General features: G+C 67.6%; 10 protein-coding genes. 6 read left to right on the top strand and 4 right to left on the bottom strand.

What is annotated here, in order from left to right; all coding sequences use genetic code 11:
- Positions 1-23: 23 nt before the first annotated feature.
- The gene (gene secA / locus ACQ260_RS03510; RefSeq protein ID WP_432558006.1) at positions 24-2,900 is read left to right on the top strand and encodes a preprotein translocase subunit SecA; all 2,877 of its coding nucleotides are present in this window, start codon (positions 24-26) and stop codon (positions 2,898-2,900) included.
- 42 nt (positions 2,901-2,942) lie between these two features.
- Complete coding sequence (locus ACQ260_RS03505; RefSeq protein ID WP_432558005.1) at positions 2,943-3,899, top strand: polysaccharide deacetylase family protein; 957 nt, start codon at positions 2,943-2,945, stop codon at positions 3,897-3,899.
- Here the strand turns inward: ACQ260_RS03505 and ACQ260_RS03500 are convergent.
- Positions 3,884-4,477 carry an Rv3235 family protein gene (locus ACQ260_RS03500; RefSeq protein ID WP_432558004.1) on the bottom strand — a complete coding sequence of 198 codons (594 nt, stop codon included), beginning with the start codon at positions 4,475-4,477 and terminating at the stop codon, positions 3,884-3,886. The genes ACQ260_RS03505 and ACQ260_RS03500 overlap by 16 nt on opposite strands.
- Positions 4,478-4,599: 122 nt before the next feature.
- Entirely contained in the window at positions 4,600-4,863 is a 264-nt protein-coding gene (locus ACQ260_RS03495; protein ID WP_432558003.1) for a DUF6489 family protein, read from the bottom strand.
- Between the two features lie 156 nt (positions 4,864-5,019).
- Between ACQ260_RS03495 and ACQ260_RS03490 the strand changes: the two genes are divergently transcribed.
- From ACQ260_RS03490 to ku, 3 genes are read left to right on the top strand one after another with little or no spacing between them, the layout of a single operon-like run.
- Positions 5,020-6,723, top strand: a complete 1,704-nt coding sequence (locus tag ACQ260_RS03490; protein WP_432558002.1) for a wax ester/triacylglycerol synthase family O-acyltransferase — start codon at positions 5,020-5,022, stop codon at positions 6,721-6,723.
- Complete coding sequence (locus ACQ260_RS03485) at positions 6,720-7,223, top strand: DUF6912 family protein (protein WP_432558001.1); 504 nt, start codon at positions 6,720-6,722, stop codon at positions 7,221-7,223. The genes ACQ260_RS03490 and ACQ260_RS03485 overlap by 4 nt, the downstream gene beginning before the upstream one ends.
- Position 7,224: 1 nt before the next feature.
- The gene (gene ku / locus ACQ260_RS03480) at positions 7,225-8,052 is read left to right on the top strand and encodes a non-homologous end joining protein Ku (RefSeq protein ID WP_432558000.1); all 828 of its coding nucleotides are present in this window, start codon (positions 7,225-7,227) and stop codon (positions 8,050-8,052) included.
- A gap of 9 nt (positions 8,053-8,061) precedes the next feature.
- Here the strand turns inward: ku and ACQ260_RS03475 are convergent, their stop codons facing one another.
- Positions 8,062-10,422, bottom strand: coding sequence for a response regulator transcription factor (locus tag ACQ260_RS03475; protein WP_432557999.1), 2,361 nt, complete (start codon positions 10,420-10,422; stop codon positions 8,062-8,064).
- Positions 10,419-12,134 (bottom strand): cell division protein FtsA, encoded by a 1,716-nt coding sequence (locus ACQ260_RS03470; RefSeq protein ID WP_432557998.1) that lies wholly within the window; start codon positions 12,132-12,134, stop codon positions 10,419-10,421. Before ACQ260_RS03470 ends, ACQ260_RS03475 begins: the two co-directional genes overlap by 4 nt.
- Positions 12,135-12,422: 288 nt before the next feature.
- Here ACQ260_RS03470 and ACQ260_RS03465 point away from each other — a divergent pair, with 288 nt between their 5' ends.
- A complete protein-coding gene (locus ACQ260_RS03465) occupies positions 12,423-14,027 on the top strand; it encodes an IniB N-terminal domain-containing protein (RefSeq protein ID WP_432557997.1) in 1,605 nt (534 codons plus the stop codon).
- The last annotated feature ends 59 nt before the right edge of the window (positions 14,028-14,086 follow it).

The raw sequence follows: 14,086 nt of genomic DNA, 5'->3' as shown, positions 1-14,086 counted from the left end.
GACGATCCCCAGGAGCCGAACCCGTGGCTGTTTTCGACAAGTTCCTCCGTCTCGGCGAGGGCAAGATCCTTCGCCGGCTCAGGGCGGTGGCCGACCAGGTCAACCTCGTCGAGCCCGACTTCGAAGAGATGACCGACGAGGAACTGCGGGGGCAGACCGAGGAGTTCAAGTCGCGGCTCGCCGACGGCGAGACCCTCGAGGACATCATGCCGGAGGCGTTCGCCACGGTCCGGGAAGCGAGTCGTCGCGTGCTCGGCAAGCGGCACTTCGACGTCCAGATCATGGGTGGCGCGGCGCTCCATCTGGGCAACATCGCCGAGATGAAGACCGGTGAGGGCAAGACGCTTGTCGCGACCCTCCCGTCCTATCTCAACGCGCTCACCGGCAAGGGTGTCCACGTTGTCACCGTGAACGACTATCTGGCCGAAACCCAGTCGGAGCAGATGGGCCGCATCCATCACTTCCTGGGTCTGACCGTCGGCTGCATCCTCGCGCACATGACGCCGGCAGAGCGGCGTGAGGCCTATGCGGCGGACATCACCTATGGCACCAACAACGAGTTCGGCTTCGACTATCTGCGCGACAACATGGCGCTGACGACCGAAGACCTGGTTCAGCGCGGCCACCACTTCGCGATCGTCGACGAGGTCGACTCCATCCTGGTCGACGAGGCCCGCACCCCGCTGATCATCTCCGGCCCGGCTGAGGACACTCATGAGTGGTATCCGGAGTTCGCCAAGATCGCCGACCGCATGCTCAAGGACCGCCACTACGAGGTCGACGAGAAGAAGAAGACGATCTCGATCCTGGAGCAGGGCATCACGGTCGTCGAGGACCGGCTCGGCATCGAGAACCTCTACGAGTCGGCGAACACGCCGCTGATCTCCTATCTGAACAACGCGATCAAGGCCAAGGAACTCTTCAAGCGCGACCGGGACTATGTGGTCATTCGGGGCGAGGTCCTGATCGTCGACGAGCACACGGGCCGCACGCTGCACGGCCGCCGCTACAACGAGGGCCTGCACCAGGCGATCGAGGCGAAGGAACGCGTCGAGATCAAGGACGAATACCAGACGCTCGCCACCGTGACGCTGCAGAACTTCTTCCGGATGTACGACAAGTTGTCCGGCATGACCGGCACCGCCAAGACGGAGGAGTCGGAGTTCCAGAAGATCTATGGCCTGTCGGTGCTGCCGATCGACACCAACAAACCGATGGTCAGGATCGACAACAAGGACCTGATCTATCGCACGGAGAAGGCGAAGTTCGAGGCGATCATCACTGACGTCAAGGAGCGCCACAAGAAGGGCCAGCCGATTCTCATCGGCACGGCGTCGGTGGCGAAGTCCGAGGTGCTCGCGGAAATGCTCACCGAGTCCCGGATCCCGCATGAGGTGCTGAACGCCAAGAACCACGCGCGGGAGGCCGCGATCGTTGCCCGCGCGGGCCACAAGGGCGCGGTGACCGTCGCGACCAACATGGCCGGTCGAGGCACCGACATCATCCTCGGCGGCAACGCCGAGTTCCTCGCCCAGGAGAAGCTGCGCGAGAAGGGGCTGGACCCGGTCGCGGACGCGGAAGCGTACGAAGCCGAATGGCCCGCGACGCTCAAGGCTTTCGAGGAGCAGGTGGCGGCCGAGCACGACGAGGTCGTGGAGCTCGGTGGGCTCTATGTCGTCGGGTCGGAGCGCCACGAGTCCCGCCGCATCGACAATCAGCTCCGGGGCCGGTCGGGACGTCAGGGCGACCCGGGGGAGTCACGGTTCTATCTGTCGCTCGGCGACGATCTGATGCGGCTGTTCAAGTCGGACATTGTCGACTGGGTGCTGCAGGCGCTGAAGATCCCGGATGACCAGCCGATCGAGAACAAGCGTGTCTCGGACTCCATCGCGTCGGCGCAGAAGCAGGTCGAGTCGCAGAACTTCGAGATGCGCAAGAACGTTCTGAAATACGACGACGTGATGAACCGGCAGCGCCATGTCATTTATGGCGACCGGCGCCAGCTGCTGGAGGGTGCGGACGTCGAGAAACAGCTCCGCGCGACGGTCGATCGGGTGGTCGAGGAATACGTTCGCGGGGGTACGCAGGGATTCGCGGAGGAATGGGACCTCGACGAGCTCTGGACCCAGCTCGGCACCCTCTATCCGGTCACCTTGCAGGTCGACGATTATCTGGATCGCGAGATCACGCAGGAAGAGCTGGTGAAGGACTTCGTCGCCGACGCCCAGGCCGCCTATGACCAGCGGGCGGAGGAACTCGGCGAGGACAACATGCGGGAGCTGGAGCGGCAGGTCATGCTGACGGTCCTCGATCGCAAGTGGCGCGAGCACCTCTATGAGATGGACTATCTGCGCGAGGGCATCGGCCTGCGGGCCATGGCGCAGCGCGACCCGCTGGTGGAATATCAGCGCGAGGGTGGCGACATGTTCAACGCGATGATGGACGCCTTCATGGAAGAAGTCGTGGGATTCGTCTATCAGGTTGAGGTCCAGAAGCCCGAGGTCGCGCCGGTGCTCAGCGCCGGCGGCGCTCCGGTCACCGCGGAGGACATCGCCGCTCGGCTCGAGGCCGTCAAGGCGGCCCAGCCCGCCGCGACAGCCGTCGCGACCGCAGAGCAGGTCGCGGCCCCCGACGTGGCCGAAGAGGCTGTCGAGGACACCTCGGAGCCGACCAACGAGGAGTTGGCCGAGCACGAGCGCCCCAAGATCCACATCAAGGGCGCCGAACAGAAGCCGCGCAAACTCAACTATTCGGCCCCGGCAGAGGACGGCAGTGAGGAAAGCACGGTCGAGGATCTGGACGTGGACGAGTCGGACCCCTTCGCGGGCACTGGCCGCAACCAGCCCTGTCCGTGCGGCTCGGGCAAGAAGTTCAAGATGTGCCACGGTCGGCGGTCCTGAGGACGGCTGTCGCCTGGGTGATGAGCCACTTAGGATGCCGGCGTGCGAACGCTGTCTCTCCGGTCCCTCATCCTGGCGGTCTGCGCTGTTCTGGCGGTCACCACGGTCGGTTGCGCACCCAGCCGGCCGGTGACGGCGGCGACGCCGGCGCCGTCCATCACGTCGAGCGAACCCGAGCCGACACCGTCGGTCATCCCGGCACCGGGGGCGGCCACTGCGGACCCGACGCCGTCCGCCGCGGAACCTGAGCAGGAACTCGCGGTTCCGGCAGCCCGGGCGAAAGCGCTGACCCGTGTTGTGCTCGACGCGCCCAGCCCCTCCCCACGTGGCGCTGCTTCGAACGCCGCGGGTTCTTCGTCCGCGCGGCGCAACCCGCCGCCTCCCGGCAGTGTGGACTGCTCGGTGCACAAATGCATCGCGCTCACGTTCGACGACGGACCGGGACCGCACACTTCGCGTCTGCTGGGCATGCTGACCAGCAAGGGTGCTCGGGCGACGTTCTTCATGCAGGGCGTCGCCATTCGCGCCAACCCCGGCATCGCACGCCAGGTCGCCAACACCCCGGGAATGGAACTCGGCGACCACTCCTCGACCCACCCTCAACTGGACAGGGTCGGCGCCGCACAACTCCGTCGGGAGATCGTGGGCAACCACGCCACCATCGAGGAGATCACGGGCAAGGACGTGACGGTCTTCCGCCCGCCCTATGGCGCACGAAACAGCGCCGTTGACGCCATGGCTGCCGAAGCGGGCGAGGCCGTGATCCTCTGGGACCTCGACACGAGCGACTGGCGCACGCGCAGCGCGCCGGCGATCCGGAGTGTGGTGCAGCAGCGGGCACGGTCCGGCTCCATCGTGCTGATGCACGACATTCATGGGTCGACCGTGGATGCCGTGCCCGGGATCATCGATGACCTGCAGTCGCAGGGCTATGTCCTTGTCACGGTGTCCGAACTGCTCGGGGGAACGCATCCCGGCCGCGTCTATAGCCGTCGCTGATCTGATTCCCGCACCCGGTGGAACGGGTGGGTGTCCTTGGGGAGAGGTCCGAAATCAGCGACCGGACAGAACCAGCGGGTGCCGATGCGTTCCAGCCGCAGGGCCGCCGCCGTGAACCGGTCGCCCGCCTGCAACCGGGCCGCCACCTCGACAGTCGACTCGTCCACCGGCTGCACCCGCATCGAACGCACCGCCAGGGGCCGGGGCGCGCGTTGGTGAAGCCGAGCGCGCAGGGTCACCTCCGCCATGACACCGTCCCCGACCCACCGGGTCAACTGAGCGGCCGGCCGGCGGCCCTGGATCGCGTCGACGAGGGCGACCAACAGCGATCGGGCATGGGCTCGGACCGCGTCGAGACCAGCCTGTTGCGATGCAGCGGCCGCCGGGTCGACACCGCCAGTCAGCTCGTGGTGGAGGGGCAGCGGCACCATGCCGTTGCCTGACTCCGGCGGGCGATGCCATCGAACCGCGGCAGGCCGGAGGTCGGGCGCGGGAGAGCACGACAGGTCATCAATGCTGGTGGACGCAGGATGCGCGCCGATCGATGGGGCAGTTCGGGTGCTGGTGATGGCGGTCATGCCTCCAGCGTGGCGAAGAACAAGCGGCCGTTTCGGGGACCGCCGGAAGACGGGGACAAATCTGTGGACAACACGCCGAGATGACGAGCGGAGTCAGGCCGGCCCCCGGCATGTTGCCGAGGTCAATCCTGCGAGTCGTCGTCGGAGGTGTCGCCGCCCGCCTGCATCCGGCCGGGCTGGAAGAGATTCAGCAGACCCTGCTGCATCGTGCCCGACGGGCTGAACCAGTCTCGCAACATCGCGCTGGGGGACAGGTGTTCCATGGATTCGAGCAGGCGACGCTCCATCTCGTCCATGATCGACTTCTGCATGGGCGCCACATCGGGCAGGCCGAGGAACGCCCGCAGCTCCTGGGGAGTGCAATCGACGTTGACAGAGATGTTCATGTGGAGCCTCCTTCGTCTCCTGATCCTATGCACCTCGATTGCACTGGGGCCATGACCCCCGGGGTGTGTTTCGGTCGGATTCGTCGGCCGGTGGGGATTTGCAGCCTGCGCCCCGCGATGGGCCACGCGTCTCACGGCTCGGCTACGGTTGGTCCCATGCCGACCCGCCTCACCGCGCGCGAGATGTCCCTGTTGGCGCTCGACACCCAGCACACGCCCGCGCACACCAGCGCGGTGGACATCTTCGCCACCCCGGACGACTTCGACATCGACCGGCTGGTCACCGTCATCAGCGACCGGTTGGCTTATGTGCCGCGTTATCGGATGCGACTCCTGCCCGTGCCGGGCGCGCTGGCCGCGCCGGTCTGGGTCGAGGATGAGGACTTCGACCTGAGCTATCACGTGCGGCGGTCGGCGCTGCCGCGCGGCGGGACCCCTGAACAGCTGCGGGAGTTCGTCGGCCGGGTGTGCGCCCGCCGCCTCGATCGATCACGGCCACTGTGGGAGGTCTATCTGGTCGAGGGACTGGCCGACAACCGCTTCGCGCTCGTGACGAAGACCCACCAATTGCTCGTGGACGGCATGGACGGGGTCGATCTCGGCCAAGTGCTCCTGGACGACACCGCCGACCCGGGCGACCTGATCGGCGGCGAGCCCTGGGAGCCGACTCCCGAACCCCGCCCGGTCGACCTCGTGGTCGACGCTGTCCGGCAGAGCCTCACCGATCGCGATGCACTGTTCGATGCAGCACGCCGCGGCATGACGGGACTGCTCGGGACGGCGGTGGCTGTCGGGGAGGCGGTCGGCGGCGTGGGCGGCGCCCTGGGCGAGTTCGCCGGTGCCGCGCTGCGGGGTGGCATCCGGCCTCGCGGGGACACCCCGCTCGCGGGGGCGCCCTCGGAGCAGCGACGGGTCGCTCAGGTGAGCATGCCCCTGGAGGAGTTGCGGGCCCTCCGGATGAACGAGCGCTACACCGTCAACGACGTCGTGCTGGCTCTCATCTCGGGTGCGCTGCGGGATTGGCTGGCGACGAGGGGCGAGCCGGCGCTTTCCGGAGGAATACTCGCCATGGTGCCCATGAGCGTGATTGACGAGGACGGCGAGCCCACCTCGCTCGGCAGCCACGTGGCGCCCCATCTCATCCAGTTGCCGGTCGATGAGGCGAACGCTCTCATGCGGCTCCACCAGGTGTCGTTCGGCACGCGAGCCCACACCGACACCGGCAGGGCCGTCAGCGCACGAACCATCAGCGACATCGCCGGGTTCGCCCCCAGCACGCTTCACGCATTGGGCGTCCGGGTTGCGGCGACAATGTCTCGGCGGCCGCACGATCTGCTCATCACCAACGCCCCCGGACCGCAGCACGCGCTCTATGCCGGCGGCGCGCCGATGGTGGCCAGCTATCCGGTGCTGCCGCTCGCCCCTGGCCAGCTTCTGGCGATCGGGGTCACCTCCTACAACGGCCAGGTGTTCTTCGGTCTCACCGGCGATCGTGACTCGATGAACGATCTCGACGTGCTCGCCCAGTGCCTCACCGATGCCCGGTTGGAACTGCTGGAGACCGCCGCTCGCGCCGAGGCAACCCGGCAACCGACCCGGGCCGCGAGTGCCGGGGAGAAGAAGCGGGCTGCAACGAAGAAGACGGCACCCGGGACGGCAGTCAAGAAAACTGCCACCGGCGCCACGGCCAAGAAATCGGCAGCCGGATCCGCCGCCAAGAAGTCCACCGCCGCGAAGACGGCACCACGCAAGACGGCAGCCAAGAGTGCGCCGCGGAAGGCGCCGATCAAGAAAGCGGCGCCCCCGGCTGCACCGACGCCACCGCCCGAGGCCGGCCCCGGGGAGCGTGGGGACACATGAAACCCATGGTGTTCATTCCCGCGGACCCGACCGACGTGGGCGCGTTGCGGGACGGATCGTCGCTGCGACCCGGTGCGGCATACGCCGCGACGCCCACCCTCCGCACCACCTTCGACTATGGCCCCGACGCGGACGAGGACGCCGACTTCGCCGCTCAGCTGTTCGCGTCGTTGCGGTGCCTCATCGACGGACGGGTGCGCTTGCTGCTTGCCGCCGAGATTGCGCAGTTGCCCGCGGAGACGGGGGAGAAGGAGTTCGGGGAGGTGGCCCGGCCCGAGATCACTTGGCGTGATGTCCGCGCAGTTTTCACCGACGACCCGGTGTCCCTCCCGGCTGTGCGGGCGTACGCTGACACAACGCACGGGCGCACACTCGCCGACCTCTGGGCCGACGACGCAACCCACAAATTTCTGGAGCACCACCACCTCCTGTGGTTCGACCCGACCGAACTCGACCAGGCGCTGGCCGGGTTGGGCGCTCCACCCGCGAACGGAGACTGACATGCCACGGTCCATCTGGAAGGGCGCCATCTCGTTCGGGCTGGTCACGATTCCTGTGAAGCTCTATTCGGCCACCGAGGAAAAGGACATCAGCTTCCGCCAGGTGCACCCGGAAGACGGCGGCCGGATCAAATACAAGCGCGTCTGCGAGAAGTGCGGGGAGGAGATTCCGTACGCGGAGATCGCGAAGGGCTATGAAACTCCGGACGGACGGATGGCGATCCTCGAGAAGGAGGACTTCGACAATTTGCCGTTGCCGACCACCAAGGCGGTCGAGGTGGTGCAGTTCGTCGAGGAGGAAGAAGTCGATCCGACGTACTTCGACAAGACCTATTTCCTCGAAGCCGACGGTCCGGGGGTGAAACCCTATGTTCTCCTCCGCGACGCTCTCACCGCGTCCGGCCGGGCGGCCCTGGTGAAGGTCGCGATCCGATCCCGGGAGAACCTGGCGCTGATCCGGGTCAAGGACAATCAACTGCTGATGCACACGATGATCTGGCCGGACGAGATCCGCGACGGTGCATTCGCGGCGCCGCCTGCGGAGGTGACGGTCTCCGACGCGGAGATCACGATGGCAAAGACGTTCATCGACGCGCTGTCCGGGGATTTCGAGCCGGAACAATACAGCGATTCCTATCGCGAGGCGCTCGAAGAGGTCGTCAACGCCAAGCTGGCGGGGGTCGCGCCGCCTACCGAGACGGCGCCCGAGGCGCAGGATGCCGATGTGGTGGATCTCGTGGCGGCGCTGCGGGCATCGGTGGAGGCCGCGAAGCAGCGTCGCGAGGCCAAGGAAGGGAGCGGGAAGAAGTCGAAGTCCAAGGCCGGCTGAGCGCGTCGCTCAGACCACGTGGCCCAGGTCCCGCAGCGCTTCACGCAACTGGTCCAGCAGTTCCCGACGGGTCCGCGCACCCGCGCGGCGTCGCATGCGAGCGACATGGTTCTCCACCGTGCGTGGGGACAGGAACAGGGTTTCACCGATCTCGCGATAGCTGCGGTGCTGCACGACCAGGGACGCGACCTGCACCTCGCGGGCGCTGAGTCGCAGAGCGGACACCGATGAGTGCGAGCCTGCGGGTTCCACGGCGATCTGGTGGGTCAGGCGTGCCATCTCCAGGAGGTCGCGGCGCACCAGGTCGTCCTCGCAGCGGGCGGCCGCGTGGGACGCGAGGCGGGCCCCGTCGAGCGGTACGCCGACCTGGGCGAGATTCTGAGCTGCGCTCAGGACGTCCTTGGGGTCGAAGGACTTGGCCAACACATCGATCCAGATCCGACCGGCAGTGGCGAGCACAGCCGCCTGTGGCGAATGGTCGGCGGACCGGCGCAGCCGCTGCGCAGGGTCCCTGATCTCATCCGGCCGATCGGTGAGGATGGCCGCCTGGATCTGTGCCCAGTCGACCAGATTGGACCAGACTGCGGGGAATTCGAGCCGGCCCAACAGATCGTGGGCGGCCGCCCAGGCTTGCCGGATCGTGGCGCCCTCGCGGAGCCGAGCAGCGGCCACCATCAGATCGGCGTGAGCGATCAGGCCGAACAGGTCCGGTTCGCACTGACCGATCGCCGCCACCATGGCCGGCCAGCCCGCCACCAGCGCGTTCCGGTCATTGGTGTGCTGCGCCAGCGCCAGCGCCAGCCCGGAGGCCAGCAGGTCACCGCGCGGCGTCAGAGTGTCCGTTGGAATCTCCGCGAACAGGCTCGCGGCCTGAGCTGCTCGTCCGGAGCGGAGCTCGGCCCACGCTGTCAGCACCTGGTGGTCGGGAGTGAAATCTGGGGCACCGTCGAGGGCTGCGAGCATCCGCGCGGCTGCCGGTGCCCGACCTGCGGCGAGGGCCAGCGCTGTCACCACTCCGGCCCAGTCCGTGGTCACCCGGCACTCCACCGACAGCTCGGGGCCGAGATCGGCCAGTCGCTCGATGACAGCGTCGTCGGCGTTGGAGCGCTCTGACGTCACCGAGGCGTCGAGGGCGTCGACCAGCGCAATGCAGGCGATCTCGTCGATCGTGGTCGGGGTGGTGGACGACCGCTGGGTCCATCGGGAGCGGGCTGCCGCGAGATTGCCGACTCGCAGCTGAGTGAGGAACCACCCGGCATGCTGGACGAGCGAACCGTCCGTCGCGTAGCGGTCGTTCAGCTCGGCCGCCAGCCCCGGCCGCCCCTTGGCCGTCCAGATGTCCTCGGCGACCCTCAGCGCCCGCGCCCGTGCGGGGCATGGGGCACCGGTGAGCACTGCTTCGGCGGCGTCCCGGGCGCGGCCACGGTCACCGAGCAGCAGGGATGTTTCCGCGATGCCCGCCCGCCGCACGTCATCCACGTCGGGTGAGCGCCCGGCGGCGGCATAGCAACGCAGAGCCTGTGCGGGCTCTCGCCAGCGTGCCTGTTCCCCGAGGCCGACGAGGAGGTTCGTGAGTGATGGGTCACTCGCACCGTTCTCTGCCCAGCGCAGCAGCAAGTCCTCGTGTGCGCTCGGGTCTGTGAGCTGACCGAGGAACTCCCTTCTCAGCAGGTGGCGCCGATAGGGGGCGAGGCGGCGGTCGATCGCCACCACGGCGGCCGGGAGCAACTCGCCCGACTCGGCCAGCAGGGCGGCATTGTCCAGTTCGGTCATCAGCGCTGCCGGATCTCCGTTCGCGCCTGCCAGGGAGGGGGCGGGCGGTGTGCCCATGACCCGGAAACCGCAGGCCAGTTCCTCGGCCAGCGCTGCGGCGGACCGGGACAGCGTGGAGAGAGCTCGGTCGACGACGTGTTGCCAGATCTGCGGATCGATCGCCTGCACCGGTCGCCCGGCAGCATCCCACGCCGCCAGATAGGCGTAATGCCCCGCAGTGTCTGCATGCAGCCTGGACAGGATGCGTGCGTCCGTCGTCGGGAAGGCCGTGACGAGTTCGTCCAGGGTCCACGCGTGGGCAATCACGTGCGTGACCGAGCGATCTGGGAAGTCGCCTGGCCGCACGGTGGGTTCACCGACGAAGATGCAGCGACCCACCGGCGCCGTGGTGGGGCGGCTCTCCAGATGGATGACCTGGCTCTGCACACCGGCCGCATCGAGCAGCACTTGCGCGTGTTCGGCGGCCCGGGTCCGGCCGGCGCCGAGCCGACCCGTGATCAACAGATCCGTGTTCCGGGCCAGGGCGCGGTCGAGGTCGGCCTGCAGTTGGGCGGGTGGCCAGTGACGGGTCTGTCCCGCAACCGGGCCGGTTCTCATGGGGTGGTGTCGCCCGCTGGGGGCTTGGGGGCGGGGTCAGTCCGCACCGCATCAGGCTCGTCGGCCTCGGTCGGCGCGGCTGGCGGGGGCGTCGGGTCCTGGCGGGGCGGTGCAGGAGGCTCGGTAGTGACGGGTGGTGGGGGCGGTGCCGAACTCGTCGGTGCCGGGGCCGTTGACGGCTCCGGCGGCCGAGTGGTCGGTGCCGGTGCAGGCCGGCTCGTGGTAGCCGACGGGGCAGGTGCCGGTGGGCGGCTGGTTGGCGCCGGGGCTGGTGCACGTTCCGGAACAGGGGCGGCTGCCGGGGGCCGGATGGGTTCTTCGGCGCGGGGCTCCCGGGCTGGGGCCGCTTCGCCCTGATCTGCCGGCTGGGCAGGGGCTCCGTCGGACGCTGTGGGTTGTCCCGGAGCGGGGTCGGCTGAATCGCGAGTCACTCGGTCCGTTCGCATGTCGGGCGCACCGGGAGCGGGGGCGGGAACCGCGTCCTCCACACCCGCGGGCTGGCCGCCAACGCTCACTGGAGGCCGGGTGGCCGCCGCGGCCGGCGGTAGCCCATTGCCGGACACCTGCGGGGCAGGGTCGACTTCGCCCACGATCATGTTGAGCATCGAGTTGGCGCCCCCGGAGAGCGCCGCCGCCGTCCCGAAGGCCGCCAACACGACGCCTGCCGCGACGAGAGCCGCGGCCCGTCGTCGGGTGTCCGACCGACGGCTGTGACGGACTGGTCGGGGAGGGGCTGCAGGCGCCGCCACATCTGTGAGCGGCGGAGTGGGCAGCGGCCGTGGCGTCGGAACAGGTGTGGTGCCGGACACCGGTGCCGCGGGGGATGCCGGCAGGACGGCTGCGGCCTGACTCGCCCAATCGACGACGCGGACGGGGCGGTCGGCCAGTTCGGACGTGAGTTGCGCCACCAGCGGTGTGGCGGCAGCGCCACCTGTCACCCAGATGTGAGCTGGTTCGTCGGGGAACCTCCGCAGGACTGTCTGGAGCGTGGCCCGCAGCGCCTCTTCGGCACATGGTCGTGCGATCTCGTCCAGATCAGCGCGGTGGATGCGCACCGTGCCCCGGGCGTCGGTCACATCTGCGTGGACCGCGGTCGTCAGCAGCTCACGAGCGGCCGTGCATGCTGTGCGAAGTTGTGTCGTGACCCCGTCGCCGGGTGGCAGACGGTCAGCGACGAACCTGAGGAGACCGTCGTCGAGGTCGTCACCGCCCCATTCGGTCTCGACACGCTGCGACAGTGTCCAACGCTCACCAGCCATGGTCGCGAGGGTGGCTGAGGTGGTTGCCGAGCCCACCCTCAGCAGCAGAACCGGACGGTGTGCCTCAGCCGCTGTGGACGTCGAATCGGATGCGGTCCCGGCCAGGGCGAAGTGCGTCTCTGAACATGTGCGAACGCGACCGCCCGCTCGTTCCAAGAACTCGGTGATCAGCTGCCGGCGATAGCGCCCCCACTCGTCCGGGAGCACCACCAGCACAGCTTTTCCAGCCAGCGAGCAATCGATGGCCTCGCTGAGCGCCGCGCACACGATTTCTGTGGGTGTCCGATGATTCTGGTCGAGGCTGGACGGCGTGGCCCCGCCGAACGCGGCGGTCATGCCCGCCGGGACCGGAACGGCACGCGCATGCCACTCGCCGCGACTGCCGGTCACGACATGGATCGCTGAGGCCGCAACGCGGACGACGACGTCCGCGTTCTGCACGGGGTTCGACACTTCGCCTCCTGCCCGAGGGCAAGCCGAAACATAGAGGACGGGGGGATCAAGCCATTCCATGGTGGACCCCAGTGGGTGCAGGTCACAAGTTGTCCCCCTAAGTTCTCAGCCCTCGCTCTTGAGGGGGGTGCACCCCCTATTCCCTCAATCGAGCGCTTGGCCGGAGCCCGCTGTTCGTGTCCGCCGGCAGAGGGGCGTGACCGCTCACCCGATGCCGACACCCCGGCCTAGCGTTTCTGGTGGCGGCGTGACCCAGCGCCGAAGACCCCCATTCCGCAGGAGAAGACCATGGCTGTTTCCGTTAGCGACTTGCTCGATTTCATTCTCAGGCTGCTAGGCGACCCCGAGGCCCGTGCTGCCTTCGAAGCAGACCCCGAGGCGGCTCTGGCTGATGCCGGCCTTTCCGATGTCAGCACGGCCGACATCAATGCCGTCATGCCGGTCGTCGTCGACTACGCCCCGATCTCCGTCGACTACAAGCCGGTGCAGGCCCGCGAATACAACACCGCCGCCGAGGTCAACACAAGCGCCGGCGACGTGGGTCAGGCGGGCGCCACGGGCGCCTCTGCGGCCGCGGCGAACAGCTCGACCGCTACCGTCGCTGCCAAGGCCCCTGCGGCGGCGGGACACGGTCCGGCCAAGGCCAAGGATTGCGACGACAACGGTCGCTCCGAGCATGGTCGCTCGGAGCACGCTCCCCGCGGCGATGATCACAGCCACGCGGTGACCCAGCTCCATCAGGTCGTCAACAACTACAGCTACACGACTGTCGTCGACGACCGCGACACCATCGTCGACCAATCGGTGAGCCAGAACATCTGGACCACCGGGGACGTCCAGCAGTGGTTCAACCAGTCCTCTCTCACGGCTTCCGGCGACGGCGCTGCCGTGGGCGGTCGCGATGCGCTGGCGGTCAGCGGTGAGGGCAACACCGTCGCCGGGCGGGACGCGCTGGTCGTGAACGGTGACGACGCGATCGTGGCCGACGGCGATGTGATCCGGGCCGAGGACGACGCCATCGTGGCCGGCGGCAGCGCGGTCCGCGCAGAGGGGAACGCGACCGTTGCGGGCCGCGACGCAGTGAGCGCAAACGGTGTCGGCGCGATCGCCGCGGGCGAGGACGTGGACGTCCGCACGACCAACATCACGGGGTCGTTCAACCAGGACAACGACACCACTCACACCACGGTCACGACCAACACCGACAACTCCAACCACTCGGTGAACGGCTCCTACAACCAGGACAACGACGTCATCACGACCGACAACTCGGACAACTCGGTCGACGACTCCTACAACTCCGACAGCTCCACCAACGTGGATGTCGAGATCGAGGACTCCTTCCAGGACAACTCGAACACGGACTCGTTCAACGACAATTCCGATAACTCGGACAACTCCGACAACTCGGACAACTCCACCAACGTGGATGTGGAGATCGAGGATTCCTTCCAGGACAACTCCGACAATTCCACCAATGTCGAGATCGAGGACTCCTTCCAGGACAACTCCGACAATTCCGACAACTCGGACAATTCCGACAACTCGGACAACTCCGTCGAGATTGAGGATTCCTTCCAGGACAACTCGAACGCGGACTCGTTCAACGACAACTCGGTCAACGATTCCTACGACTCCGACAGCTCCACCAATGTGGATGTCGAGGTTGAGATCGAGGATTCCTTCCAGGACAACTCGAACACGGACTCGCTCAACGACAACTCCGACAACTCGTCTTACGCGGACAACTCGGACAACTCGTCTTACGCGGACAACTCGGACAACTCCAGCTACACCGACGACTCCAACACGTACGTCGACAACTCCGTGGGCGATGTCCTGAGCAACAACAGCGCAGCAGTGGAGTCCGGCCCGGGCGATGCGACTGCGTGATCCCTATCGCCGCTTAGCATGACTCCATGCTGATGGCCTGCTGACCGGCTGGCTCGGGC

Origin of the sequence: Ammonicoccus luteus, assembly GCF_050880385.1 — a bacterium.
Lineage (GTDB): Bacteria > Actinomycetota > Actinomycetes > Propionibacteriales > Propionibacteriaceae > Enemella.
Note: the sequence above shows the minus strand (reverse complement) of the source record. Positions and strands in the feature narration are given on the sequence as shown.

Coding starts and splice junctions, on each gene's coding strand:
- ACQ260_RS03500 (WP_432558004.1), bottom strand. CDS start 4,477: ATGACCGCCATCACCAGCACCCGAACTGCCCCATCGATCGGCGCGCAT.
- ACQ260_RS03495 (WP_432558003.1), bottom strand. CDS start 4,863: ATGAACATCTCTGTCAACGTCGATTGCACTCCCCAGGAGCTGCGGGCG.
- ACQ260_RS03490 (WP_432558002.1), top strand. CDS start 5,020: ATGCCGACCCGCCTCACCGCGCGCGAGATGTCCCTGTTGGCGCTCGAC.
- ACQ260_RS03485 (WP_432558001.1), top strand. CDS start 6,720: ATGAAACCCATGGTGTTCATTCCCGCGGACCCGACCGACGTGGGCGCG.
- ku (WP_432558000.1), top strand. CDS start 7,225: ATGCCACGGTCCATCTGGAAGGGCGCCATCTCGTTCGGGCTGGTCACG.
- ACQ260_RS03475 (WP_432557999.1), bottom strand. CDS start 10,422: ATGAGAACCGGCCCGGTTGCGGGACAGACCCGTCACTGGCCACCCGCC.
- ACQ260_RS03465 (WP_432557997.1), top strand. CDS start 12,423: ATGGCTGTTTCCGTTAGCGACTTGCTCGATTTCATTCTCAGGCTGCTA.